Origin of the sequence: Haladaptatus sp. AB643 (genome assembly GCF_024136975.1) — an archaeon.
GTDB lineage: Archaea > Halobacteriota > Halobacteria > Halobacteriales > Haladaptataceae > Haladaptatus.
Genome location: NZ_JAMYJW010000007.1, coordinates 86,353 through 113,248 on the forward strand (window position 1 = coordinate 86,353; position 26,896 = coordinate 113,248).

A 26,896-nucleotide genomic window follows, 5' to 3' on the forward strand; every position below is an offset into this window, starting at 1 on the left:
CCCCCCGGCGTTTCAAGCTCGTTTGGGGCTATTCACCGATAACGGCGAGCAATCTATCCTCGAGAGCCTCGATACAGTCGACTCTCACCTCCGCCGGCAGCGTATCGAAGGCTTCGAGTGCATCGTGGATATTCGCATGGAGCCCGTCAAAGGCTGTTTCACCCTCATTATCCGCATTGTCGTAGTTGTCGCGACGGAGTTCGATGGCATACGTACGCCCAGCGTGTTTTGCCCGGGCAATGTCCTCGAGCCACGTCGTGAGCTCCGAGTGCCACTGCTGGCGAAGGTTCTCATCGTCGAAGGCACAGCCCTGTGTCTGTTGCCACGCGTCGAAATCAGTGACAGTCTCGGCGCGATTGGCAACTCGTTGGGCCATATCGATCTCTGCTTGAAGTCGTGCGTGGAGGTTGGTCTTCGTCGTGTAGTAGGAGTTTGCAACCGGTGAGGGATTCTCGTAGAGCTGGTTAGCAATGAGATTCGTGTACGTCTCGCGGATATGTACTTTCCCGCGTTCTTGCTCGCCGTCAGTGAGCCGATTCGTGAGATGGAGACAGTACTCATTGACGAGATCCTCGATCATGTCGTGGGGGACGATGCCGTTCTCGTAGGCCTTTGAGCGAGCAACCCCAGTGAGGATTCGTGCAGCAGGGCGGTGACTGGCTTTCAGCGTCGTGTCACCAACTCGGCTCTCATGGATTTCGAGCTCGTCGTTCCAGTACCCACCATCCTCCGGGTTTTCGACGGCATCACGCAACGTTTCCCAGTCGAGTTCTGGACCGGGTTCAGCAAGATCGTCGGGGGTTACAGTGAGATAGTACGAATCCGGTTCGTACTCTGTGACAGACTCGGTAGTGATCGACGTCAAATCCAGTTCATCGACGGTGATCTCGTCGTTCGCGAGTGCCTGGAGATCGTCGACGGAAACTTGACCCTGTTCGATATGTGCTGGATCGAGGTCGTCGAACGCTTCGGTGTAGGTCTCCTCAACGAGTGAGCGAAGCAGTGCACCCTGCGAACAGTCGTTGAGGGCGGCGAGTGCATCGAGTTGAGCGTCGCCCTGGTTGTCCGTCCAGAAGGTTTTCTGGATGTTTTTTGGGCTGGGCTGGGACTGGTGTGGCTGCGTGACTGATTCAGTGGTTGCCGCCATCTATCGATCACCTCCCGAAATCGACTCTCCTGTTTGTGGTGGTTTCAGGGTCGTATCCTCGGTGAATTCAGTGGAAATGGTGGTGTCTTCATCGGCGTGCATTTTCATTGGCACTGCAGTGTCCTCTGGTGGCGTCGAGAGACGTGGGAGGTGGGCGATGGTGGTGAGCGTGCCGATACAACGAGATGTCGTGTCACTAGGCGTGTGGAGGTACTCGAGAACCGTCATGGCAGAATCAGTGTTGGACTGACTGGTGCAGTGGAACGTGGCTTGCTGTGGGCCGTCCTGTGCGGTCGTGGTGATCGGTGGGGCCGTCAGGACAAGCTGTGGACCATCGTGTGTCGGTGGGTTCGTTGCTTTGACCGTCAGAATCGTGCGCGGGAGCTTCGTTGTGGTGATGCGAACGCAGTCTCCGGGCGAGAGACGATGAACGAGGGCGTTGGCATCGCGGGGATTCAACGGTCGTGGTGTATCGCTCACGCCTGCTCACCTCCCGTCGGATCGACGATATCCTCGACCGTCGCGTAGGTGCGCAACCAGGCGTACTTGCCTGAAGGGGTGCGGCCGTACCGATCGAGGTCAGCCTCGGTGTGTTCGTACTCATCGTAGTAGCGGTACTGCAGCCGGTACAGGTCGTTCGATGGTGTGGCGATGTACAGGACGTGCTCACCGGGCTCTGGTCCTCGGCAGGAGAGTGAGGGCTCCGAATGCTCACACTGGTAGACGACGCCCATGAACGTGCGTTGCTGGGTGTGGATCTGGATTGGGTCCGTACACTCCAGTGCGAGGACCGTCCGCTGGTCGGTCATTGCTCGGCCTCCTGTTTTTCGCGAATGCGTTCACAGCGCTGGCAGGGGGCGAGGAAGTGATCGTGGGCGTGCTTACGAGGACGTGTGCAGAACGCCTGGTCGGTACTGACCGAACAGAGGGATGTCCCGTCGCTGTCGGGTTCGTGGTAGGCGTAGGTGTTGTACCGTTTGTGTTCGCGGACGAGAACTGGATCGTCGTCAGGGAAGGGGTTGGTCTCGATGCGGTGTCTGAGTTCCTCCCTGTTTACGCTGTGCCACTGTTCGGCTGGTTCGCAGGAATGGGCGCCGTTGTACTGCACGACGTACGTGCCACAGTGTGGACACTGCTCGAACGCCTTTGCGATCTCGTCTTCGGTGATTTCGTCGTCCGGTGACCCCTTGCTGTAGTCGTCTCTAGTGGGTGTGTGCGATGGCTCACGATCGTAGTGGGCCATTACGCTCGCCTCCACTGGTATGGGTGCCCGTCAGGTGTGACGAGGGTCGTGTGTTTGCTGGGATGATCGTGGTCGGACTGGAGTCGTCGTCGCTTGCTGGGGTTCCGGGATGTGAGTTTCATGGGTGGGAACCAAGTGTGGCGTTGCCGGTGGCTGGTGCTCGTGGAGTACGGTACGTTCTGGCCGCGTTTGGGTCGATAAGGATACGCCCGCTGGCGTTTCAGGCTCGTCTGCCTTGGTTGCAGGTTCCCGACTAGGGAGAAATAGCTTACGCACACACCGACCGATTCTGATAGGGAACCGTTCTGACTCACAGACCGGTACTCGTCGTGGGTTTGTGTGCCGACAGCTAGCGCTCTCCGGGAAGGGCGTTCGGTGGGGGACATCTACGCGGGCACCTCAGTTGTGGTGTGGGTGGTGGCGTCGATGTCGTAGCACCGATCGAGGATGTGCTGGTAGTGTGCGCGGGTTTTGGCGTGGGTTTCACCCGGTGGTGTCGAGGGTAGATTGGGATTGCCCGTTTTGGTGGTGGCGACCGAGCGGTAGGTGTCGGTATCCTCGGGAATCTGGAAGCCTTCTTCGCCGTACTCGATCGGGCAGCGGCGTTCGAAGAATTGCTGGCAGTCCGGCGTGGCGTAGATGCAGTACAGGTAGGGGTCTTCGGTGGTGGTCTTGGTTCGGGTTTGAAAGCCCACGCGGAGTTCGACGAGGTACGCACGAGTGATTGGCTCGTCGGTAGTGGGCGTGGGTTGGTCGGGGTCCTGGGCGGCGGTGTCGGGTGTAGGTTCGAGGCGTTTGACGGGGTGGAAGGTGGTCTCGCCGAGGTGGGCCTCGACGGAGAGGGCACCGCCGTTGGGTTTCTCGTCGAAGGACGCCATCAGTGCTGTCCTCCGAAAACTGGTGGTTGGTAGTCGATGCGTTTTTCTACGGAAAGGGTATTGCTAGTCATGCTTCTGCATCCCAGAAGCGCGGTCGGTGTTCCAGCACCGGCCTTTCTGCGAAGGTGCCCGCGCTTCTTAATAGATAGTGTACTGTGATCAACTTAGTATTAACGATACGTAAAGGCTAATAGTACGATTAACAGTAAATGCAAGTACTAGTAGCTAGTACTAAGACTGTAGTGATAAAATGATCCATCAACATATGCCCGTTAGAACCGACGATACTATGAATAAAATTTTGGATGCTTTTCACGAGACAGACGGATATGCAACTACTGGATATCTAGTTGATTCCTCAGATTCTTCTCGACCGACAGTCACAAAGCGTCTTGACAGGCTTTATGCTGCTGATTGTATTGAATACGTTCATGAGCCTACCGCTTTTTGGAGATTGAAAAAAGATCCTCGAAATAAAGATTAACCACTTTCTAAAAATACTCCGTCTCGATGTCTCCTCCTTGCTCGGGGAAAGATCAGAATATCAAGTCGGATCGAAATACTGTGCTTTCCATCGGTGATTAAGTTACGGGTCCTTACTTATGACACACCGCTCCGTCCATCTCGGTCCTCCGTCATTTCGGACACAGCCCGCTCGACAGCACGTTCAAAGATTTATGGGAGTAGCTTGGTTCGAAACTCAATTTTTAGGTACCGCTAATTATCTTCGTTCAATTGGATAGATTGAATTTTCAAATTGATTACTTCGTCAGTCTACCTCTGGCTGTTGGTCGAATTCAGAAAAACGAACGTCTGCATCAATTCGAGCACTTTCTAAAACTACTTGCACTAACGCTGCAAATTCAGCCGAGGATCCGGGTCGTAGAATGATCGAATCAATCAGTTTGTCTAAATTTACAGACACTGTCATAATGTCCTGAGAATGCACTGGATTCGCGTACACTGCACGAAATTCCTTTTCATGATTAAATCCGCCACGTTTATGGAAGTATCGGGCATACGAGTGCATACTCATCGGTACAAAGTCAGAATTAAAATCAATATACTCCACGTTTCCAATTTGCACCTTTTGAAGCTCCTCTTGATACTCGGTGCTAAATTCTCCGATTTGGTCACCAGAACCTTTGTCTCCTAAATAGTAGTCAATGTAAGGCTCGGCTACTGGAAGTTCAAGGCTTTTACGAAACCGCCCAACTGTCGTTTGAATCGCTAATCCGAGAGATTCGCCAATATAGGCATCCCAAAAAACCTGAGACTCATCCGTACCTTGACGCCAACAGTTGATGTAGGTGGATTCATTTTCCATTTGACGCCGGTTTTCACGGTGAGCTCTGCTTCCTACAGAACGCTCAAATTCGGCATTCGGAGATGGAAGAGTTCCCTCAAACGAATCGGGGAATGAGTTCACATTTGAGAACCAGAGGCAGCTATTGGATATAATTGATAGGAATCTATCGAATCCTCTATACCTCCGAATCACTTGATTGTTTTCCGGAATCTCGGGGACCCATTCGGCATGGTTGGGAAAGTTTGAATTCGTAATTGCTTTCTTAGCTGCAATTGACCGAATCTTTTCCTCATCAACCTCCGAGAATGTTGCTCGTAGGATCTGGTATTCACGATTGTCAATAAAGTCTTCAAGCTCTGATCCGAATATATACTTATCACTGCCCGCAATTACATCGTCTACCCACTCAAGCATCGATTCTTCGTCAAAGAGTTCTGTGTAAATAGACATGGCTAGAATATCTACGTACAACAGATAATCTTTTCGAGCCCTCTGACTACCAGATTCATTCTTTGTCCTGGACTCCTTTTGGTGCAGATACAGTATTTCTATATTATCCGTCTAGACTGAGAACCTGATTATTGGGATCCCCAATTATTCGAAAATCTGCATCCACACCCTCTAACCACTCCTTGCAGGTAAGCAGAACCGTATTTAAATTCTCGCTAGATCTAGCATTTTCGTGATCCAGCCCTGGTTGGACGACACAGACAGTGAAATCCCACTCCATCGGCAGGAAGTCAACTTGGAATTCTTCAAATTTATCCTTCCCAGAGATGAAATGTGGATACTCAGTGTTCTCAAGTCGATATAAAATCTGTTCAGGGAGACCGCTATATTTTATCCATGATATGCTTCTGTGTACCTGATCAACGACTTCCCGAACGCTTTCTAATCGGGCTCCACTGTTCTTGCCTTTATTTCGGGCTTTGCAATGATAGAATGTGATTCGTCGGTCAGAATGTTCAATTTGAACATAGTCTGCTATCTCGCCTTGTGTGTGATCACAGAAGACTATTTGGCCAGATTCCCCGTTATCTTCAATATATTCCTCAACCCAGCCGTGGACATCAATCCGCCTTTCCGGTTCTGTGGAATTTCCATTCTTTGTGATGTCGTATTCATTCCATGTAGCGCATTCTTCCCAGTCGATACGTGACTCATCGATGAAACACTCATCAGGTACATCAGATAGCTCATGTCGAATTCTATGGCCCCGACCATTCGAGACGAGGGATCCATCTCCTGTGTAGAAATATGGTTTGTATTTGTCAAAGAAGCTATCCCCAGGTAATTCAGATCTCTCACCTTCTTCATCGATAATAAATTGACATTTAGTAATCTCCCCTCTTACTTCGTTGCTTGAGACGTCATATTCCCCTGAAAGCGCCACAGCTCCCTCCTGTGGAATGAATTCGAACTGAACAACTCCCGAGTCAGTTCCCGAACACTGCAAAGAGGTCAGAGCGAGTTCTTTGATCTCTTGACGAACGCCTGAAGAGGCCACTGTCTGTGTATCTATTTCAACATCAATACGACGTAGCTTAGGATTCAAAGTTCCAAAAATGACCGACTCAGGGAATGACCTAATTCGCGTGATTTCTCCGAGACCTAACCTCGGAGGTGTTGTCACATCCTCAAACCTCTCAAGCTTATCTCCGATGTCATTGCACCAGTCGATAAACTGGTCAACTTTTCGCCTGCCCGACGACCAGACACGCCCTTGATCGTTGCTGATGCCTACTGTCTCCCCATCGACCTCCGCAACGGCGTGTCCATGCGTAAACGCCTTTGCATCCGTTTGTCTCACTGCCCCTTCTACTCGATCGCCAAGTAACATCTTGTATGTTGGTAAACTCCCTGAACTGCCGAGAGCATTCGCTAACCCTGCAACTTGGTATTCAATATCCTCGTCACCTTGTATTACCCTGACCAGCGATTCACCCCCGTACAAATCAGCATCACCTTCTAGTAATATCTCCCTTATTTCGTCTGCTAGCGAACCGGGAGAAGATGTGGCCTCGAACAGCGTCCTAGTATCCTCATGGTAATAGAACAGATGAAGATCATACTGGCGATGGTACAGGGGTGTCTTCTTTCCCCATGTTGGTCTCTGTTTTCTTTGAGTAATTAACCCAACAAAATCATCATCGGTTCTGGGTAGTTTGTATGCGACTACGTCATCTCCTAAATCAATGGTATTCAATGGACCAAACTGGTCCGGTGTCACATCATATAGACGAGTGCTAAGATAAGGTTCGAGGTCCCCTTCGTCCACACCCCGAAGCACCCTCCGGCTGCTACCCACTGAAACCGGACTATGACTTTCAGTATAATCAGATGCGATTTCGGGAACCAAGTCTTTCCAGCCCTCGTCTTCATGATATAATTTTTTCACCTCATCCTCAACGCCAGATTTTGCCAAATCAACGGGATCCGCGATAACCTGTGCCTGGACTTCACCATCTTCTGTTGGTCTTGTCACCCGACCTAGGAGTTGTAGTGTGAACGCGAATGATTTTGGTGGCTCATGTAGAACTGCAAGTTTGAGATTTGTAATATCGATTCCTTCTCCAAGCATTCCAACTGCAATCACACCATCAATATCTCCTTCCCGGAGTTTTTTCAATCTCTTAGAATTCTGTTTTGAAGTCCGATCCGAGTGGATTGCTTTGACTTCTAATCCTTCACTTTGGTATATTCTCTCTAATGATTTTGCCTCCTTAATTCCTCCACAGCGGACGAGCATTTTGGCATCATCGAACGAGTTTCTCATTTCCTGAATCCTTTTCTTTGCTCTGGCAGCAAACACCTGATCTGGTTCGTCTTCTTCTCTAGCTGATATTGAATCTAGTGAGAGTGGCTGATACAGCCCTTCTTCTATTGCATTACTAAGCGGGTAGTGGTAGACCAAACGACCAGGGAGCGATTGGCGATCCTGGCGGAAAGGAGTTGCAGTCAGAAGAATTTGTTTAGCACTTTGAAATGTATTGAGGAGGTTCATCCAGCTTGGTGCTCGACTCCGGTGTGCCTCATCAAAGAAAACTAGATCGAACTTATCGATCGGAGGATCAACAATTTCCCTGTCGTATTGCCTAGTGTTGTAGACACTGCTGATGTTTTGTGGTAGGGCAACCACGACGTCTTCGTCGATCTCGTCCCACTGTTCTTCGTCCGTAACGCGATTATTGATTATCTTTACAGATGGTGTCTCGATCTCGTCTTCAAGTATATCTGCATCTTTCAACCCATCTAGTTCACGGAACTTCTCGGCTGTTTGGTTTCGAAGAATATCAGAAGCAGTTACCACTAATACTTGTTTCTCACTAAGGGCAAATGATATCATCATCATTAGGGCTGTCTTGCCAGAACCAGTTGGCATCGATATAAGGGCAGGTTCTTCTGGATACGCAGTGAGATGGCTTCTTACTGCCCAGAAGCCTCCTTGTTGACACTCCCGAAGGCCTTCACTAGTTTGATTATTAAATTGGTCAAATCCAATCAAACCATTATTCTCAGAAAAGTATCCCATTCGATGTCGTGATCGTTTCTATTGTGGAATAATGAATTTACCCATATTAGTTTATTCTAACAATTCTTCTTAGATGAGGAAATCACCACTTCTCTAGGGGAACAGAACTCTTTGATAACGACCGCTACAGAGGATTGCAGTTAGCACGTTTCGTGATTTGTTAACTATGCAAAAATTGATTTTCTGGCTTTTCACCAAAGTAGTTGTTTTGGGTTCTGACTTCCGACTAGAGCGTTTACCCGATGAGAATGAATCCTTCTTCGGTATCTCTATACCAGACCATCACAATGAGATCGTCGTCCAGATCATTGTCGAGGAGTGTCTGTGCCTGAAAAGGCTATATCGGAAGTGTGAGACAGACGTTTTCGACCTCGGGTGCTAGTGAGATGACTCGCGCTTTCCGCTGGAGCTCACGACGCCGTTTCTCGATTCGTTGTTCGAGCTTCGAGAGCCGGTCTCGCTGCCGCCGAATCGCGATATCCATATCTGAACCGGCCTCTGCCTTTCGCTCATAGTTGGCGATGAACATCTCAATCCGCTCGCGTTCAGCTTCGGCATAGGCTTCGAGATCGTTAAGTTCCTGTTCAGTCTCCTCGTGCCTGCGTTCCTGTAGTTCGTCTCTCAGGGACTCGACGCGCTGACTTACGTACCGGTCAGCAGACGATCGCATCTCACTCTCATGCTCAAGAATGGAGCGCACCTGATCTTCATCAGACGACCCTTTGATGCTGTCTCCCTCAATGATTCGATGCCCGAGACGTTGTTGAGGATCTCGGTGTGCTGCATCGACGAACACCGGGATGATTTCCTCACGGATCACTTCACCCGTCCCATCTTCGAACTTGACACGGTAGTTGTAGGTGACTCCAGGATCACTGACGAATGGAAGCAGTTTGAGACCAACCGCCCCTCGTTCGCTGTCGAGTACGTGTTGCATGAGGTCTTGAACCAGTGCTGCGTCAGGAGAGATGTACTCAATCCCGTCGTGATCCATCGCGAACTCTCGATTGAACGTGAACGGTCCATACGGCTCACCATCTGGCGATTGCCGAAGCGGCTCGGGCAACTCAGCGCGAAAGAGGTTGTTTCCAGCTTTTTCGACGTTCCCACCGAGAGCCCCAATACCTTGTTCGAAGAACTCTCGAATTTCGGCCTCGCTTCCATAGACATCTTCGGACTGATCCATCACCTCTTGGATCTTGCGACGGCTTTCCTCATCGAACGTCGTTGTGTCGATGAGACTTCGTTCATACCACTCTGCGAGCGTCTGTTGTCGCTCGTCAATGAGTTCTTCCAGTTCCTCCCTGGTCGCACTCGCTGGCTCATCATTCTGGATCGATTCCATAATGAGTGAGTCGACGTTGATGTCATCGAGCATTCCCAGCACATCTGCAGTGCTCCCTAACTGGCCACGGATGTTCTCGACCTTGTCTTGGAGCATCTCGAAGACCTCACTCTCACGGGTATCCTCGAACGAGAAGTTCCACACCTTGACCTCCTTGTCCTGACCGTAGCGGTGAAGACGACCGATGCGCTGTTCCAGACGGTTCGGGTTCCACGGCAACTCGTAGTTGATCATGATATGGCAACTGTGCTGGAGATCGATCCCTTCACTCGCTGCGTCCGTCGCGAACAACAGACGGGACTGCCCATGGTTGAATTCGTCCTCGATGCGAGCCCGATCTTCCTTGTCGACGTCCCCGTGAATGAGCAGAATCTCGTCAGCCCACGGCTCGTCCTTCACCAGATTGAGGATATAGTCGAGTGTATCGCGGTACTCCGTGAACAGCAGTACCTTCTCGTCGGGTCGTTCCTCGAGGAGTTGCTGAATATATCGGCGGACCTTCTGAGCCTTCGAATCGACCGGGATACCCTCGGCGAGTGAGACGAGATCACGGAGCGTCTCGATTTCCTCTTCGAGTTGAGCGTCACTCTCTGTGATCGTGAGTCCTGCAAGTTCTTCTTCCGCTTTCTGCTGGTCCGGTTCGTCCAGGTCCTCGCCCTCAAGATAGGCCGATGCTTCTTCAGACAGATTGGTCGTGGTGGATTGCTGGTCGACCAGATTTGCGAGTCGACGACTGAGCGTCGCCTTGATCGCTCCGATACTACTGACAAGGCGTTTTTGCATCAGTGCCATTGCGAAGCCCACAGCGGGCTCGTTGAGTTGCTCAGAGCGATTGTAGACGTGTTTGACGTAGTCAGTCACCGCTCTGTAGAATTGGCGCTCCTCATGGGTCATCTCAACCGGAATCGTCCCGACCTCGCGGTTCGGGAAGATCCGCTCGCCGTCGTCATCGTAGATGGTCTGCTTCCCACGGCGCATCATCACGCGGTCGACCGCCTCCTTCGAGAGATCCTGGTCTTCGGCGACGAGGAAGGGATCGATATACTCGATGAGCGAGCGAAACGCCTCGCCCTTGCCGTCGTGTGGCGTCGCACTCAGCAGGAGTAACGAGTCGGAGTTGTCGGCCACTCGCTCAACCATCTTCGACGTCTTACTGGGAGACTCGCCACGCTTGGCGGCCTTGTGACCCTCGTCGACAACCACGACATCCCAGAACGCGTCGTCGAGCTCCTCGCGGAACTCCTCCTGGCGGAGGAACGCCATACTCGAGACCATCTGTTGGTGGTCCTGGTCCCAAATGTTCGCCTCCTCGCCAAGACGGCGTCGCTCTCCCTCGACCCACTGCCGATCCGCTGGTGTGAGGCTGATGTCGAAGAAGCGGTCCATGTCACGAACCCACTTCTTCTGGAGGTGGGCCGGAACAACGAACAGGACGCGGTCGGCGCGGTTGCGTGCGGTGAGTTCCTTAAGAATGAGTCCTGCCTCGATGGTCTTTCCCAGCCCGACGTCGTCCGCAATGAGCGCTCGCTGTCGGAGCTTCTGCATCACCCAGTTCACGCAGGCGAGCTGGTACGGTTCGAGACGGACGAGCGAGTTCGAGATACTCAGCAGCTGGCCCTGTTCGTGGGCGATTTGGAGCTGCAGCGCCTGTGAACGGAGATCGAACCATTCCGCGGAGACGGACTCGTGCTCGGGGTGCAGTTGAGAGGCCGTCGCAGGTTCGAGAGCACCCAACTGGTCCCGCTTGCGCTCGATATCCACGTCGTCGATGCAGACGGTCTTGACGCCCACATCCTCGACGTAGGCCCGTAAATACTCGAGATCACCGACCGAGTACGTCTTGATGACCTCGGCAGTGTTGTCGTTGAGGAGTATCGTATCTCCTGGTTCGAGGTCGTTCATGTGTGGTTATTCCTGCGTGATAGTGACGAAGTTCAGGACGAACTCTTGGGGAAGGACACCACCATGGTAGAACCGAGCGTCTGGGAGTCCCTGATTGCGGAAGCGCTGGATCGGATCAGCGAGGATGCTGACTCTGGCGTCCTCGTCGAGATAGCCCAGATGGGTATCCTCGTCAAGTAACACTCCCGGTGAATCGTCGTCGAGATCCTTGCTTGCGACCCATCGGCGGGTCACCTTCTCCGCTTCGGCTGGCGGATGCAGGTCATCGATGTCGACGTGCCTCGGGAGTGAGACGAAGCCGTGGTCGGAGAGGATGTACGCGCGGTCCCACTCCCCTTTCCGCAGCTTTTCACAGATAATCCGCGAGATTGCTTCGATTCGGTCGCTGAACAACTCCTCGAAGTTCGTCAACTCCTTCTCGCCAGTCTCGTCGATGTCGTTCCAGTAGTAGGCGACGCGGGTGTTGCTCCAACCAACCTCGTCGTCTTCGTCCTGCATAATGTAGCTCCAGCCGTCGTTCTCGAGGAGCGTCTGGCGACGATGGTTGGTGATCTCCCGTCCGTTACGCTCGGGGACTAGCTCTCCGTCGTCAAGATTGATGTTGAAGCTAAACTTGCTCCCGGGCGTGAGCGCAGCTTTTCCGAACTCGGTATCGGATGGGAGCGTACCGACCCACGTACTTTCCTCGACTTCGAGCTGGGAAATCTCTCGTCGGATGGATTCTGCGAGTTCGTGGGCGAGGTCAAAGCGCAGCGCATCGACGATGAACAGCGCGACGCTTTGCCCGCTCTGGAGGTGCTCCTGCTCCTCGGCGAAGAACTGGTAGGCGTGTTTCTCGCCAACGAAGGGTGAGCCTGCTTCGATCTGGTCGACAACGAGGTCACCGAGGTCGGTGAGGTACTCGAGATACCGCGATTCAGTTAACGAGGAACGAAGACCATCGAGCGTTGCCGTCGACGGGTGTTCACCGGGGAGTCCGGTCTCCGGTTCGCCAGAGACGATGAGGTTGAAGACGGCGTTGTCGATTTGCCAGGTTCCTCCGTCAACGTCACCGTAGAGGTCGACGATGTCACTGGTATCGCCGCGCTCTTCCCACGTCGTGAGTTCCTCAGCGAGCGTGGCAACATCGATGGCCTGCTCCCAGACGTTCGTCCACGGAACATCGCCGTAGGTCGAGTCAAGCCGATCGTGACGCTGCTTTGCTTGGGTGACACAGGTCTCGTAGTCTCTGCTGTTGAACGATTGGGTCCACTCGTTCCAGAGTCGGTGTTCGAGCGAGGCGTCGACCGGACAGTCGACGAGCTTCCACGGCTCGTCGTAGGTGCGGAGGACGTCGTGCCAGAACCGCTGGTCTGGATCGAGGTAGACGTTCGCCAGTTTACGCTTCTGTGCGGTCTTGCTCAACACCGAGCGGAGTTCAGGTCTGGACACACCGAATCCCGTGTTGGGTTCGGGATGGTATTCCTCCGGGAGCAGGGTCTTCTCGAGTCCTTCGTCGACGAGCCACTCAGCGACCGCCCAGCGGCGTGTTCGCTCGACGATGGTGTGAGCGTCGGATTCCCCTTCGACAGCCGCGACGCCGTCGTCGACGAGCAGGTCACGAATCTTCAGCAGGTCGTTGCCATCGGGGAGGTTCCCCGTGCCATGTTCGAGGACGAATTGCACCGGGTCGTCGTGGCCGTCCAGCACGATCTTCGTCTGGAGGCCCTGGAGCGACGGCAAGCCGCCCTCACCGTTTAGTTCCTCGTAGAGCGTCTGGGAAACCTTCTCGCGGTCCTCGGCGTCTTCGTAGGCAGTGCGAATCGTCGCCGCATGAAGGCGGTCGTTCCCGAAGCAGCGTGCCGCGAGTTCACCAATGTGTTGCTCGACGACGCCGCCCGTGTGTTCAACGTCCTTGAACCAGTCCACGTCGTCGCTGCTGGGCTGGGGAACGTACCAGACGGTTTGATCTCGTGGGGCGTCTGCACGGAGATCTAACGGCGTCTGACCGGCCGCACGGAACTCACAGTGGAGTTTGGTGCTCGCGTGTTCGACGATGTCTCGGAGATAGCCGCCGTCGTCCCACCAGAGGATGACGGGGTCTTCGTCGGCCGCCTCGTCGATAGCGCTCTCGATGGCGTCGTGAGCGCACTGTGGGAGGGTCTTCGTCGCAGGCATGATCAGAGAACGTCGTCTTCCACCGTCTTCGGGACGATCTTTGCGTCGGCGAGTGGCCGAATGTTGATCTCAACGCCGTGCTTCCTGTTTGGTCGGTATCCCGCAGTTGTGATCTCTGTTAACGCTCGGTCTTCCCAGCCGGAGGAAATATCGCTCGCAACAGCGTCACACGCCTCGGCAATTTCGTTTGCGAGCTCTTCGTACTCGTCGAGCCCAGTCGCCAACTCGGAAAGTAGACGTTGGCGTTCAGTGATACCTCCGTCGCCAATTTTGGCTTGTCCGTCGTCCTCGAACTTCCCGAAGTAGTACGTCATGAACAGAATTCCGTTGCTCGCATAGTGCGTGGAACCGACGAGATCGTCGTAGTACTCGAAGAGATCGTAGAGGTGTGCTTCGACTGGCTCGGAACCATCGTCCGCGTAGGCCTCGAACGCAGACTGGAGATCGTCCAAGGCGTCGATCCACTCCTCCTTGTTCTCTTGTACCGTCTCGTAGAACGACGGGCTGAATAGATCGCCCATGTCGACGTCGTCGAGTTCGGCCAGTTCCTCGAGCGTCTCCAGACGTGACGCGGTCTCATCTCTGAAGTCGGCCACTGACTGTACAGCATCCGCTGCCGTCTGTTGATTCTCCTCGGGCCACTCACGCGGCGACGATTGGGCTAACTCAGACAGTCGCTCCTCGAAGACACCAATCTGTTCGAGACCGCTCTCACAGTGGGCATACTCTTCGGCCGCTGCGGCCTTCTCTGAGGCAGAGAGCGACTCGTCACCACGTCGTCGGTTCGCGGCACTTCGTCGCTCCCGAAGGAGGGCTTTTCGCGGTTCGAGGTATCTATTCTGAAGCCGGTCGAAGACACCTTCGTCGAGTTGGTGGTAGTCAACGAGGCAGGCGAACCCTTCCCCCTCCGGGTCGGAGACGAGCCGTCCAGTGGTGAGTCGCCACAGAATTGGCGTGCGGTCGAACGTGGACACGTGGTAGTCGAATAGATCGTCTTCGAGCCACTTGCGGAGGTTCGGGTACGCTTCCTCGTCGGCGGTCTGACTCCCGAGAACCAGGTCAGCCTCTGCGAGGCGTGCTGAAGCGTGCTCGCCGAACAGGTTCTGCATTTTCCTCTCGATAAGTGTTAGAATGTCTGGTTCATCCTCCACAGCCGAAATTGGGACAATATCATCGTCACTTTCGATCAGAGTGTCTATACAAAGTTGGTGGAGGAGGTTTTTCACTACACTTTCGACTGATACTTCTAGCTCGGCATAGGTCCCCTCCTGTTCGCTTTCTTCCAGCTCAGTGAGGGGATTGTCGATTGTTCGAAGTTCAACTTCCTGAAGAATTTCGGTTTGGAGCTCTTCTTCGAGTTCAAACTGATTGAACAAGAGGACGTCTGTCTCCCGTGCAACTCGTTCCAGGCCCCGGTTGAGTCGGTGGAGATACTGCTCACCCTGTGTAGCGATTTTGTCGAAGCTAGTTTCGGGACTGACCGTTGGTGGAGTCTCCCAGTCGATGTCCTCCAGCAGGGTTCGATGTGGATGGTCGGGCGGATGCGGATTACCGTACCCCAGCATCTGAGCAGCGAGGCTCCCCGAGAAGTGTGGTGAGGTGAAGTCGATGCTCCGCCGTGCAAGAACCTTGGCGACCTGTGTCTTCGCTGCATTCGATAGTTCTGCCCGGTTCTCGAAGACTGCGTCTGAAACGGGGAGGCGAGAAACAGTCCCGATCTCCCACTTCCGCTCGAACGTCTGCGCCAACTTGAGATACGTTACGAGTCTACTGTTGAGATACGCAATCAGAGCCCACGGGTCCTCATCATCCGGAAAGATCGCGGTCCCCGACTCCGTGAATACCGATTCGGGATGCATATATCCGAAGTGACGCCCGCTTCGTTTCCGACGGTTGAAGGTAATTCCTTCCGAGAAATACAGGTGAGGGCTACGGATATACGAGCCCGAATATCTGCGAACCTCTTCACCATCGTTTTTCCAGTTGATACTCTGTGTATTCTTCGGAAGGAGCCACGTATCCTGCCCCCCATTCGAGACAGGCGTAAATGTCGTGTGGCTACTTTCGACTTCCCAAAATTCTGGGAGGAAGCGACCGTCATCTCCGCTCGCTAGCCCCTGTTTTACGAGCCCGATACTGTCTCTCTCGGGCAGGTCAGCATTGTCCGCGTCCAGAACAGTTTCTGCCTGATAGAGTTCCCGAAGCTCCGTTGGAACCCAGTACGAAATAGGTGTGCCCGGAACCATCGCCAGCTCGGAGGTGTCACGTCGGTAGCGTCGTCTGATTGCACCGTCGAATTCTTCGACAAATGCGGCGTAAATGAATGTCGATTCCTTTTCAGCTTTGAGGACGTCGTGCAATCGAATGAAGTCCCCTTGACTATCTCCGTCTGTTTCGGTTCTGACCACCGTTCCAACCGTGCCAACAGTCGCATTGTCCAGGATATCGTATCCGAATTCCGCAAGGAAGTCGAAGTCGCGATTGCTTCCAACGAAGTCTTCCCGGAATGTTTGGAAAACTTTGCGGAACATGAAAGACCACGGGACTAACATCCCGACTCGTCCGTGGGTCTTAGAAAGACGCTCGCAGACCTCGAAGAAGTTAATATAGTACTCCGGATAGTAATCGTAGTGTTCTTTCACATATGACTTGACGCCGCCTGGCATCCTACCTCGCATCCCGTATGGAGGATTCATTAACGCTACATCGTAGTCCTGCGTCAGCACCACAAGCAGATTCAGGAAGCTCCGGAGGTTCTGCTCGCCGAAAGAATCGGACGTACGCTCATCAACAGCCTCCCGCAGTTGTCTCAGGAACCCGTTCAACGTGTGCGGACCTTCGCCGCTCCACTCCATGATATCTGTCTGCTGGTCCATGAATTCCTCCGAGAGTGTGCTCTGGACGTCCAGCAGGCTCCCGAGCGCCTCCGTCGTTTGGAACTCCCCAATAATCTCGTCGAGTGCCTCGCGTACATCTGTTCCCTCACCCGTAATTTCGTCGAGAACGGCGACAGCCTCCTCGACTTCGGCCACGCGAGCGTTGGCACAGACGATGCCGACGTTGGGCATCTCGAAGCCTCCATCCTCTACCTCAGCTCGGGTCCGGGCCTTCAGGTAGAGATTGAACGCCGAGAGCTGGCAGGAACGCAAATCGATGTCGACGCCGTAGAGATTGTGTTCGAGGATCTTCGCCGGAATCTCGCTTCGATCAAGGTCAGTTTCCGCCCACCAGATGCGCTCCAGAATGTCGAAGGCGTAGAGGAGGAAGTGCCCACTCCCACAGGCGGGATCGATGACGCGGAGCTCCGAGGGGTGATCGAACGACGGTGCGTCCTGTTCGTCCTCGTCGGCGATGAGATAGGTACAGAGTTCCGGGACGCCAGGTGCGTCCTCGGGAGTGACGAGACGCTCTTTCCGTTCCTCGATGGAGAGTTCTTCAGCTGCAGGGACCGCTGACTCTTGCCCGGTTGCTTCGAGATAGAGCTTCCCGAGGCTATTGTCAGCAAGCATCCGCACAACCCAATGAGGCGTATAGAACTGGTTCGCAGGGCCGACGTCGTCGGGCTCGAGGGTGTTTTTGGTGTCGAGTGCTTCGACGACAGGACGGTTGTAGTACTCGTAGATCCATCCAAGCACGTCGTCCGCACGCCATACCTCGTCGGGGACCTCGTCGAGCATCCCGCACAGTTCCTCGAACGTGTCGTCGTCTGGGTCGATCAGACTGTAAGCCGATGAACGGTCGAAGAGAATTTCGATCTCCTCGGCCAACTCATCACAGGCATTGTGGTAGGCTTCGAGGATGGCCTCATCTTCTAACAGGAACTCTTCGTGGACAAGTGTCTCTGCTGCAGGCGTCAGGCCGTTCTCTTTGAAGACGGTGACCTCCTCGTTGACGAAGTCACGGACCTCCATACAGCGCAGCGCTGCGAGGCGGTTGACAATGGTGTACCCGACACCTGTGACGTACTGCTCGAACGCCTCGTCCCAGGTGTGGCTGTCGACGGCTTCGAGTTTGACTGCTTCAACGAGTTGCTGTGTGTCTTCGTCAAGTCCGTCCGCATTCTCCGGCTCGTCGTTGAGGCCTTTCTGCGTCAGTTGATATCGGACGTTGTTCTCAACCCGCTCACGCAAATCCTCGACGACATCTTCGAGATGTTCGCGTTCGGCCTTATCCAATTGCGCCTTCCGTTGAGAGAGTGAATCGACTTCCATAGAATGTAACTCAGTATGCTAACACCGACTGACAGGAGTGTCTTTAATGTTGCCAAACTCTCAAACTTATTTTCAGACGATTAATTTTGGTTTGGTTCGATTAGCACGATGCTGCCTTCTTCGACATCGTCTAGAGCTTCTCTGATTTTACGCATCCTGGCCAGCAGCTCTTCTGCTTCGTCGAGGAGTTCTGTCGCTCGTTTGTCGGTGGGTCGGTCGTTCGCGTCGACGAACGCCGTCACTTCATTGGTGACGTTGGTGTTCGGAAGCTCTTGCCTGAGCTCTTCGGCAATGTGTCGGAGATCGCCCCATACGTCATCTCCCCCGATAATCGGCATATCGATGAGTCGTTGAACTTCTTCGATCGATGGTGGACGTGAGGCATCCAGCGCAGTCTTGACTGACCTCGTGGTGGGAGACTCCAGGTATTCAGTATGGAGCGTTTTGTACCTTGCTTCTAACTGCGACCATAGACTTGGATCACCTCTCAGGATATCTCGACCCTTTTCAAAGTCTTCAAGCTGCTGTTCAATAGAGGAGCCAACTAGTTCGCGTTCTTCGATCTCGTCTCCGCCCCACGCGACTTCAAATACCGATTCGAGGTTACCGGACGAGATGCTGTCGAACGTGGCGGTGACATCGTTGAGAAGAGTCTGTATTACCGATTCGTTCTCTCGAATCCACTTAGTCAACTCCGCACAAATCCCCTCGGGATTAGAGACATCACACCTCTCCCCGGTCACCCGACGATACTGCGTCGTAAGCTCGTCGACGCGATGTCCAGTCGCATCTGCCAGCCGTGAGTTCACTGTCGATTTCGTCGGCACGGATCCACTCTCTGCGGTCGTCTGCATCCGCGACGTGATTGTCGCGCTTGGGTACAGCTCTTCCAGCAGATCGAGGGTGGCGGTGAACTGTTCCCACAGCGCCTTCTCTCCATCTTCAACAGCAAAGAGTTCGCGTGCATCTGCGAACGTCTCTGCCTCCGACTGGACATCGTCTTCAACCAACTCCGATGTGGTGAAGTCATCGCCGCTATACGCCGGTTCCAGTACGGTCTCCAGAGAATCCAGAGAGACGCCGAACTCTCTGGAGACTCCTTTGAACGTCCGCTTGACGAGGACGCTATTAGCTTCTACCCACGAGGCTAGTTCGGCTACCCACGCATCTAGGTCGCTCCCTTCTGGATCGTGGCCGAGGACCGTCGACACGACCTTGCGAATCTCTTTGGGGTTGACCGTATCGACGCCGAACCGTACCTGGAGCGAAGTGAGGCCTCCCTTCGTCCGCACTTGCCGACCAATCGACGTAGGATCAGTCACGTAGTCGGTATCCTGCTTGAGCGCGACTTTCTCGTTAGACGTCGCGAGTGTGATGAGCAACGCGGCAATCGATTCCTGTGGTGTCCCCCGATAGTCACCATTCGCCGTTCGTGTCTGCTGGAGTAGTGTCTCGACGTCTACTGCGGTCTGTGACTCGTACTCGTCGGTGAACTCTCGACACCAGCCAGTGTCTGAAATCTCTGTACTCGATGTATCGACGCCCAGCATCACGGCATCGCTGTCTCCGAGCGGCCAGCTGCCACTTCCTCGGAAGAATTTCGCCAGTCCCTTCGCATCGTCGACCTCGACGAGTGGTCGTGAGAGCACCTTCCGCGTCGAACCGAAGACGACCTGCACCTGGTCCTGTACAACTTCCTCGAGGATATTCGGTCGCTCACCGCGATAGTCATCAACCGTGTAGACGGATGCGTTCTCGAGGAGGTCGCTCACGGATGACTCCAGACGCCGTTTATCTGTCCGGTGCTCCCGTTCGAGTTCCTCGTGGCTCTCTGTCTCCTCTTCCAGCACCTGCCCCATCCCAATGACGTTGCGGATTCTGTCGAGCGTCGTCTCTTGGACGTCAATCGAGATGAGGATGTGTTCACCGCCCTCGCGTCCATCATTCACTTCCTGCCAGGTCGCCACCTGGTCGGTGACAGTATCTGGGTCATCCGCTAACACACGAATTCGGACGGCATCGTACTCGGTCGTGGGGGCTCGGCCAACTGGATCGAGAATCGAATACTCGTATCGGAGTGGAACACGTCGCTCGTCACCAACGTCGGCTTCGTGGAGGCTGTTATCGCTCCGGAAGAAGTCGTCGTTCTCGCGAAGCCGCGTCTCCAGCCACGCAGAGAGCTGGTGCGGGGAAATCTGTTCAGCTTTCGTCTGCGCTCGGCTCAGGATGCTCTCCTGTTTCTCTGAGACCAACGTGTATACCTTGTCGCCCTGTTCGTTGGTCTCCGTGAGCACCTTCCGCTTGTCGACGAGCGTGTTGAGCGCCGACTGGGTCTCCTCGACAGCGTCGTCTATCGACGCGTTCACATCGTCGAGCATCAGTCGTCCCAGATTTTCCGGCGTCGCCGGGACGGCAGGCGTCTGATTCAGTAGGTACAGGGCCTTCGATACGCGCACTTCCCATGCATCCTCGTTGCCATCGAATGTCGGGATCAGCGTGTTGTCGAGCATCTCCTGAACCCAAAGCGGCACATAGGTCGTCTCCTCGACGAGTAGGTCGAATAGTTCGTCCCACGTGACGAGCTTCCCTTCCTCCGCCGTGGCCCAGCCGAATTTGGTGAATAGCGACCGCACCAGCACCAACAATGCTCGTCCCTGGATGTAATCACGTTCTGTAGCCCGACCTTGGGTAATCAGTTCTTGCATCACTTTCCGTAACAGGGTCAGATCATACTCGCGGAACGGGTAGGATTCGACCGGGTCAGGGTCGGTACTCTCGATTGGTGAATATGCCTCTAACGAGACATCGGGCATCGACGAAACGAGTGAGGAGACTCGCTTCTCGCCAGTTGTATTCTTCTGCAACCACCGTTTCCGAACGATGATTTCCGTGTCTGCACCTTCAAGCGGCACCTGTTGGTACGTCCAGTGCTTCTCAGGAGGTTCTCCAATGAGGCTCTCCCGTGTTTTTGGAAGCGAGTACTGTCCTGTAGTAATGACGACTGGATTTGGCCCATTTTGGAGTGCTTCCATCGTCTCCTCGAATTCACGATAACGATGGCGACTATCACCGACGAAGAGTGCAACCTCATCGAGTCCAAGTAGAAGTTCGGTATTCGATCCCTTCTTGTTCAGAGCCTCGGTCACAGTTTCGACACGTTCGACCAGTTCATCGGGGTCGAACGATTCGGGATTGACCTCGTCTTCGGCTTTCTCGATAGATGCTTTCACCCCGTCACGGCTATTGAGTTCGGTTCCTGTTGTCTCCGTTAGTGATGGGAGCGTCTCGTAGAGCCATCGCCGCAGCGAAGCACGCTCTTCGAGCACGTCGTTGAATGTTTGACCGTCGTATTCTGTTGTACAAAGCGCATCCCAGACACCATCGTACTCCATATCCACGCGCCAGGCCCACTCAAGCAGCCAGTTCGGGTCAGTCGGATATCCAAGTTCGCGACCGATGGCCTCGAAGATGAGAAATGGAAGTGGTGGCTCCTTCGAGGCATCGCGGTCCAGTAGATTCAAAAATACCGGTTTCAGTCGGTCAACGTGTGACGTTTTGATCGATTGGGCGAGGTTATCGAAACCAGGCCACTGTTTTGCGAGTTCGTTACCCAAGGACGCAAATTCTGATTCGCTATCGGCAACGAGACCGATGAGCTTCAGCAGGTGGGTCTTCCCAGATCCAAAGGTCGCATGTAAGTAGAGGAATCGGGCTGCTTCTCCCGGATACCTTTCGATTACCTTCCCGAGTTCGGTGAGGACATGCTCTGCACTATCTGTCTCGTAGAACTCTTTGACGTCATTTGCTGCTCGTTCACGAGCATTGACCTTCTGTACTTCTTCAAGTGGTCGCGTCGGATCACTGCTGAATAGATCGTTGATACTCATTGTTGGAGATGCACCTCCTGAATCTGGCCATCAATCTGATGCGCTGGGTAGTAATGGCGTGAATCGCCGCCAAAGAAACTCAGTTTTCCACCGATAACGTCACCCGGGAATGGAATCCCGATTGTCGACCTAACGTTTCGGCGGTCAAGTTCATCAAGGAGTTCAGACGCACGCGTGAACGGGTACAGACTGCCGAGATTGAGGAGTAGGACGATATGCTGTTGTGTCTCCAATCTTCTTGCGTCTATTTCCTGCTCGATCATCACCTGGACAAGTTCTTCGGCGAGCCGATCTTGCATCGTCCCCTCGATACGCTTCGGAGTCGTCTCACCACCTAGCGCCACGCATAGGTTGTACACTTTGGTCTGTGGAAGCAGCTCGTCGAGCCAGACTGGCTGGACGGTTACACCGTCATCGATAGCTGGTGTTTCATCTGCTCCTGTCGCCCACGAACTGAGCCGGTCTGCAGTTCGGTGTTCGACTTTTGGATCGACAGCAGCGATGACGAACGGATTCCGGATCCCGGCTTGGCCGTCGGCGAACGTGCAGAGCTTCTCTTTGAACGCTCTGTACGGGGAGTCCGTCATCGGATGATCACCCCCGAGTCTGTCGTTTCGATGTCCAATTCTCGGCTCTCGACCAGGCGCTCAAGTCGTCGATCGATATTCTGCCGGTCGTCAGGAAGCACACCAATCTGGTCGATGTCATCTGGAGCTCGATCGCCAACAATTTCGGTGAGTTGGTCAAGTCTAGACTCCAGTTCCTCCACCTCATACTCGATAGCATCAGCGAGTGATTCCGCGCCAGACATGTCGTCAGCAGCCGAAATCACGGTGTCCTCATCGCTTGTGGAGATCGACGATATGGCCTCGTCGATCGTTTCGTACCATTGTCGGAGCTCGCGGAGTGGCGTAATGTAGGTTCGCTCGAATGCTATCTGTACTCCTGTCGGCAACTCAGTTGCGGGGATAACCCAGGGATGGTCTGCGATACGGTCGACGAGGTCGCTAACCCCACGTTCTGCGACGTAGTCATCCCAGGATTTCTGGAGGTCTGTACCGAGTCCCGCCGTCGTCTCACTCACGAGCGATTTCCAGCCATCCGTTGTCCACCACTCCCCGTTGAAACCGTCGAGCGCTTCACGTTGAGTAGCGACTAACGACTGCATTTCCTCGTCTACCCATTCGAACCGAGCAGCACCTGCGGTAAGCTGTGCATCGAACCGATAGAGCGACTCAAGACGTCGATTCCAAACGTCGATCACTTCGTCGAGCCATTCCTGTGCTTCGTTCGTCTGTTCGATTGCATCTCCGAGACCGTCTCCCTGTGATCTGATGACAGCCAATCGATCGGAGGTTGCTTCGATTCGATCGGCTAACTCGTCTATGAATGCTTCAAGCAATCCAGTGACTGCATCTGAATGTACGTCAGTATCGACGACCAACTGGACGTCCTCCTGCAACCCAGTGAGTGACGAGCGTAACTGTTGGTTCGCTTCCTGGAGGTGGATGAGCCCATCTGCGACCGTTTCGATCGTATCCTTGAATCCACCCCGTTCGAGGAGCTTCCCGATTGGCTTTCGCGGAAGCAGCTTTAGTCTCGTTGTCGAGAGACGAGCTTGATCGAGGACTGCCGAATTTTCCAACGTGTTGCCGTCTTCGTCGACAGGGACTAATCGCCCCTCTCGGCAAAATCCCCAGATTATCGCACAGAGTGCTGGACGAGCGTCATCATAGAATGGCTTTTTTGAGGCAATTCCGTCGAGAACCGTGTTCATGTTGAGGCCATCTTTGCGGTCTTTCAACTGCCGTCCAGTGAGAGCCATCACATTACGCTGAATCGATTTCTTCCCTTGACTTGCAGACGGATCGGACGACGGAACTTGAATTGTCTGTGCCCATGCAGGAAGTGGATCCTCCGTAGAGAGTTCTGTTAACTCTTGCAGGCGATCGTCTGTCACCTGTAGCATCATCGGATGGAAGTCATCGGGGTATGCAACGTCAACAGCGGTTTGTACCGCTTTAGAGAGTCCACTGATATCCGTTCTGTCTTTCACTGTGTATGAACCACTTTGCATTGCACTGACGAGCTTACTCCGAACGGCACTTGCTCGTCGATCGAGATCACGTTCGACAGCAGGAGGCGCATTGAGCGTCGAGATGGCATCACGCAGGGCCCACCAGTTAACAATGTGTTTCCGGAGATCATCCAGACCCTCCGTATCAATCGACCAGTAGAGCGTCTCTTCATCCTTCTTATCAGACGTGTGATCTGGACGGACTCCCTGCACTTCGATAGATACGTTCAGCCCACCGTCAGCTTCGACAGTTGTATCGAAGTCAGTATCGTCGATACTGAATCCATACGCAATAGGATACTCGTCACCAGAGTCTCCATATGGCACTGACTCTGGAAGCGAGAGATCCTGAGTAATCCGTTCCCAGAGATGTTCGTCAAGAGCTTTCAGAACAGCATCCCAGTCAGGATCGGCTTCATTCGCCTCTGTGTCGTCGTAGATAATCCGTTCTTCTTGAGTGGCAAACCGATATCGTGCTCCAGTCTCATCCTCAGTTGGTCGAATGTACTTCTGAAGGCGACCAAGAGACTCCTCGACACGATTCTGGGTACTGATCCAAGAGCGCCCGTTTAGATCGGCCATCACAGAAACCGCGATATTCCCCTCATTGAGTGGAACAATGTCATGAACATGCTGTAACAGCAAGACGGCTTTCGCCACGGCGAGATCGAATTCTTCCAGTGTCCCCTCTTCGACTTCATCTACAATTCCTCGACTTGCATCTGAGCCTTCGATAACGCGCATGTCCTGCGTAAGTATCTCCCGAAGCTCTGGCTTGACTAGCTCATAGAAATCCACGAGATTGATGACTTCGTCAGCATCTCTCTCTTCGACCCATGTTTTCAGGAGGCTATGCATGAGTGCGAGGATCGCACGAGCAGTACCAGAGAAGATCGATTTGGCTGGGTCATTGGCCTCCTGCCGGAGATTGAATAGAATCTCAAGGAACAACGGCGCATGGTAGGGAAGGGACGGATAGAATTCGACGAGCTCTTCGACATCAATTTTGTCGAGTGGCGGTTTTGTGTTCTGTTTAATTTCGTTGTAGACCAGCGATTCGGTCGGTTTCACTGAGGCCTCATCAAGCAGCTCTCGAATCGCCGCTTCCCCGTGCTCTGATTTCTTGAAAAGTCGTCGTTTCGCGATTTCACCGACGTGCTTGCTGGGGAGCTGGTAGCGGTGCGGGAAGCGATCCTTGACAATGCTGAAGTCGGCACCGTGTGCGGCGAACTTCGGTTGGACATCTTCGATCTTCGCCTGTGCGGTCGCAACCATCTGGATGTCGCCATCGCCGATGTCGTCGACGTTCTCGGCAAGCGTCTGGAGCTCAGTCAGGCGCTCGAAGTCGGTTCCGATGAAGAGACTCACCTCGTCGAGAAGCAGTACAAGCTTTACAGGTTTCTCTAGCTCCGCCTCTCGTTCGGTCCGAAGTTCTTCCAGCCTGCTCACCACTTCCTCTGGATCGATGTCGGATGGCTGTAGGTCTGTATACCCATCACGGGTGCCATTAACCTCCTCGAAGAGTTGAGGCAGGACGACATCTGCCAGTACTCCGTATTTCTGGACGTCCTTCCAGAAACCATCTGATTTCCAGTCGTAGTTCCCGGAGGCTGTTCTGACTTTTTCAAGGACAACTTCTGCACGGCTCTCTCGGTCAGACCAGACATTTGTCGTCCGGAACCATTTCTCGAAGTAGGCAACGTCGAGCTGAGAAGACAATCCTTCAGAGATATCATCGTCGACTCCGGTCAAATCTGGGTCTTGGTGGGCATGTTTAAGAACGATCTCACTGAAGCTTCGCTGCTTCTGCCCTTGGTATTTCAAGAGATTGACTGAGATCGGGATGACGTAGAACTCGTCATGGATCGTTCGCCAGTGCTCGCCGAGTTGCTCGAATTCCTTATGACCAGACTCTTGAACAAGATCTGACCAGACGGAGTCTCGTTGTCCATCGATCCAGTCGGAGTCCAACAGTCCATCAAGGACCGTCAGAAGGTGACTCTTCCCACTTCCGTAGTAGCCGTAGAGCCAGTAGTTCGAGCCCGTTCGCATATCATCTGACTGACCGAGCATCCGGTCAACGAAATTCGTGACGAATCGCTGGGAGTCTGCGGTCATGTGATACGACCGAATCGCCTGTTGGCGGTGATCCTGTTCGTCCCGGTCGATACGGATTGACTCCTCGAAGTCATCTGGGAGGTCGTCGAACCAACCCCTGTCCACCATCAGACCTCACCCCCATCACGGATCCATGAATATGGTTCGTCGGTGGGTCGCAAGTCGAGAGCGCCGTGAAGCTCGACGTATTCCCACGCATCGGTGTTTGCAACCCGGTCGAAAAGTTCCTCCCAGCGATTCTCCGGTTGAAAGAGATAGAGCAATCCTCGTGGTGTGGTGATCCAATCATCTTCAGCATCCTCATACGAATAGCCCATCGCGACCAGTAGTGGAATATCTCCTAATGAGGGAGATGACCCGACAACTGATTGTTGCCCTTCAAGCACACCAATCTCGCGCATCACAGATCTGAAACCCTCACACCATCGTTCCATCGTCGAATCAGCGTAGTCGAATGAATCACCGTTCGAATATTCGAGTTGACTGAGAAGGTGGGTAAGCGTCTCGTTGGAGAAGTCGAGAGGTTCATGCTGTTCTTCAGCAAGTCGAGCAGCATATTCGTGAACGACGTACCGAACGAGCGAGTCATCTGCAACGAGATAGAGATAGAGTATTTGAGCTTTGTCGCGGGTCGTTGTACACTCATCAAGCACTGCTGGAAGAGTGGCTGGATTCGGAAGGCTGGAAGGGGCGTTTCTGAGTCGTGATGTTAGGACGCGGTAGATCTTCTGCGAGCTTCCTTTCGTACTTCGATTCGATAAACGTTCAGAAAACCAGATGTCTTTGACTTCGTTCCAGTTTCTGGTTTCCTGGTAGAGTTGCGCCAATTTCTCGGCTCGTTCGATAAGAAGACCACACATCGTCAAATCCATATTCACCTCTTCCGCGGAGAGTTGACCAGATAAGGGAGTCAAGGAGGGTCTACCCCCATCGGATACGAGAGTCATACGTTGGTAGAATAAACCGATGTACTTTATCTTTTGTTTATACGGAGGCATGTTCCAATAGCATAGTACTGGCATTGTTAGGTCTAATGTGATTTTGTATCTCAAAATACATCGGAATTAACGAAATCTGCAGGTCTAAGAAA

General features: G+C 53.6%; 14 protein-coding genes. All 14 read right to left on the reverse strand.

What is annotated here, in order from left to right:
- Window positions 1–28: 28 nt before the first annotated feature.
- Window positions 29–1,147: a hypothetical protein gene (locus NKF25_RS14880; RefSeq protein WP_253227438.1), complete on the reverse strand. Its 1,119-nt coding sequence runs from the start codon at window positions 1,145–1,147 to the stop codon at window positions 29–31.
- On the reverse strand, window positions 1,148–1,627 hold the full coding sequence (locus NKF25_RS14885) for a hypothetical protein (RefSeq protein ID WP_253227439.1): 480 nt from the start codon (window positions 1,625–1,627) through the stop codon (window positions 1,148–1,150).
- On the reverse strand, window positions 1,624–1,956 hold the full coding sequence (locus tag NKF25_RS14890) for a hypothetical protein (RefSeq protein ID WP_253227440.1): 333 nt from the start codon (window positions 1,954–1,956) through the stop codon (window positions 1,624–1,626). The genes NKF25_RS14885 and NKF25_RS14890 overlap by 4 nt, the downstream gene beginning before the upstream one ends.
- Window positions 1,953–2,390, reverse strand: coding sequence for a hypothetical protein (locus NKF25_RS14895; RefSeq protein WP_253227441.1), 438 nt, complete (start codon window positions 2,388–2,390; stop codon window positions 1,953–1,955). The genes NKF25_RS14890 and NKF25_RS14895 overlap by 4 nt, the downstream gene beginning before the upstream one ends.
- A 386-nt stretch (window positions 2,391–2,776) precedes the next feature.
- Window positions 2,777–3,268, reverse strand: a complete 492-nt coding sequence (locus NKF25_RS14900; protein WP_253227442.1) for a hypothetical protein — start codon at window positions 3,266–3,268, stop codon at window positions 2,777–2,779.
- Window positions 3,269–4,037: 769 nt separating this feature from the next.
- Window positions 4,038–5,027, reverse strand: a complete 990-nt coding sequence (locus NKF25_RS14905) for a hypothetical protein (protein ID WP_253227443.1) — start codon at window positions 5,025–5,027, stop codon at window positions 4,038–4,040.
- 103 nt (window positions 5,028–5,130) lie between these two features.
- Window positions 5,131–8,109, reverse strand: a complete 2,979-nt coding sequence (locus NKF25_RS14910; protein WP_253227444.1) for a DEAD/DEAH box helicase family protein — start codon at window positions 8,107–8,109, stop codon at window positions 5,131–5,133.
- A 337-nt stretch (window positions 8,110–8,446) separates the two neighbouring features.
- Entirely contained in the window at window positions 8,447–11,356 is a 2,910-nt protein-coding gene (locus NKF25_RS14915) for a helicase-related protein (RefSeq protein WP_256490540.1), read from the reverse strand.
- A gap of 6 nt (window positions 11,357–11,362) precedes the next feature.
- A complete protein-coding gene (gene pglZ, locus NKF25_RS14920; protein WP_253227446.1) occupies window positions 11,363–13,513 on the reverse strand; it encodes a BREX-5 system phosphatase PglZ in 2,151 nt (716 codons plus the stop codon).
- Window positions 13,514–13,515: 2 nt separating this feature from the next.
- Window positions 13,516–17,724: a BREX-5 system adenine-specific DNA-methyltransferase PglX gene (pglX, locus tag NKF25_RS14925; RefSeq protein ID WP_253227447.1), complete on the reverse strand. Its 4,209-nt coding sequence runs from the start codon at window positions 17,722–17,724 to the stop codon at window positions 13,516–13,518.
- An 80-nt stretch (window positions 17,725–17,804) separates the two neighbouring features.
- Window positions 17,805–21,611, reverse strand: coding sequence for a hypothetical protein (locus NKF25_RS14930; protein ID WP_253227448.1), 3,807 nt, complete (start codon window positions 21,609–21,611; stop codon window positions 17,805–17,807).
- The gene (locus tag NKF25_RS14935) at window positions 21,608–22,198 is read right to left on the reverse strand and encodes a BREX protein BrxB domain-containing protein (RefSeq protein WP_253227449.1); all 591 of its coding nucleotides are present in this window, start codon (window positions 22,196–22,198) and stop codon (window positions 21,608–21,610) included. The genes NKF25_RS14930 and NKF25_RS14935 overlap by 4 nt, the downstream gene beginning before the upstream one ends.
- A complete protein-coding gene (locus NKF25_RS14940; RefSeq protein WP_253227450.1) occupies window positions 22,195–25,914 on the reverse strand; it encodes a hypothetical protein in 3,720 nt (1,239 codons plus the stop codon). Before NKF25_RS14940 ends, NKF25_RS14935 begins: the two co-directional genes overlap by 4 nt.
- Complete coding sequence (locus NKF25_RS14945; RefSeq protein WP_253227451.1) at window positions 25,914–26,753, reverse strand: BrxA family protein; 840 nt, start codon at window positions 26,751–26,753, stop codon at window positions 25,914–25,916. Before NKF25_RS14945 ends, NKF25_RS14940 begins: the two co-directional genes overlap by 1 nt.
- Window positions 26,754–26,896 lie beyond the last annotated feature (143 nt).

Excerpts from the sequence above, each read along its gene's own strand:
- NKF25_RS14880 (WP_253227438.1), bottom strand. The coding sequence starts at position 1,147 with ATGGCGGCAACCACTGAATCAGTCACGCAGCCACACCAGTCCCAGCCC.
- NKF25_RS14890 (WP_253227440.1), bottom strand. The coding sequence starts at position 1,956 with ATGACCGACCAGCGGACGGTCCTCGCACTGGAGTGTACGGACCCAATC.
- NKF25_RS14895 (WP_253227441.1), bottom strand. The coding sequence starts at position 2,390 with ATGGCCCACTACGATCGTGAGCCATCGCACACACCCACTAGAGACGAC.
- NKF25_RS14900 (WP_253227442.1), bottom strand. The coding sequence starts at position 3,268 with ATGGCGTCCTTCGACGAGAAACCCAACGGCGGTGCCCTCTCCGTCGAG.
- NKF25_RS14905 (WP_253227443.1), bottom strand. The coding sequence starts at position 5,027 with ATGTCTATTTACACAGAACTCTTTGACGAAGAATCGATGCTTGAGTGG.
- NKF25_RS14910 (WP_253227444.1), bottom strand. The coding sequence starts at position 8,109 with ATGGGATACTTTTCTGAGAATAATGGTTTGATTGGATTTGACCAATTT.
- NKF25_RS14915 (WP_256490540.1), bottom strand. The coding sequence starts at position 11,356 with ATGAACGACCTCGAACCAGGAGATACGATACTCCTCAACGACAACACT.
- pglZ (WP_253227446.1), bottom strand. The coding sequence starts at position 13,513 with ATGCCTGCGACGAAGACCCTCCCACAGTGCGCTCACGACGCCATCGAG.
- pglX (WP_253227447.1), bottom strand. The coding sequence starts at position 17,724 with ATGGAAGTCGATTCACTCTCTCAACGGAAGGCGCAATTGGATAAGGCC.
- NKF25_RS14930 (WP_253227448.1), bottom strand. The coding sequence starts at position 21,611 with ATGAGTATCAACGATCTATTCAGCAGTGATCCGACGCGACCACTTGAA.
- NKF25_RS14935 (WP_253227449.1), bottom strand. The coding sequence starts at position 22,198 with ATGACGGACTCCCCGTACAGAGCGTTCAAAGAGAAGCTCTGCACGTTC.
- NKF25_RS14940 (WP_253227450.1), bottom strand. The coding sequence starts at position 25,914 with ATGGTGGACAGGGGTTGGTTCGACGACCTCCCAGATGACTTCGAGGAG.
- NKF25_RS14945 (WP_253227451.1), bottom strand. The coding sequence starts at position 26,753 with ATGACTCTCGTATCCGATGGGGGTAGACCCTCCTTGACTCCCTTATCT.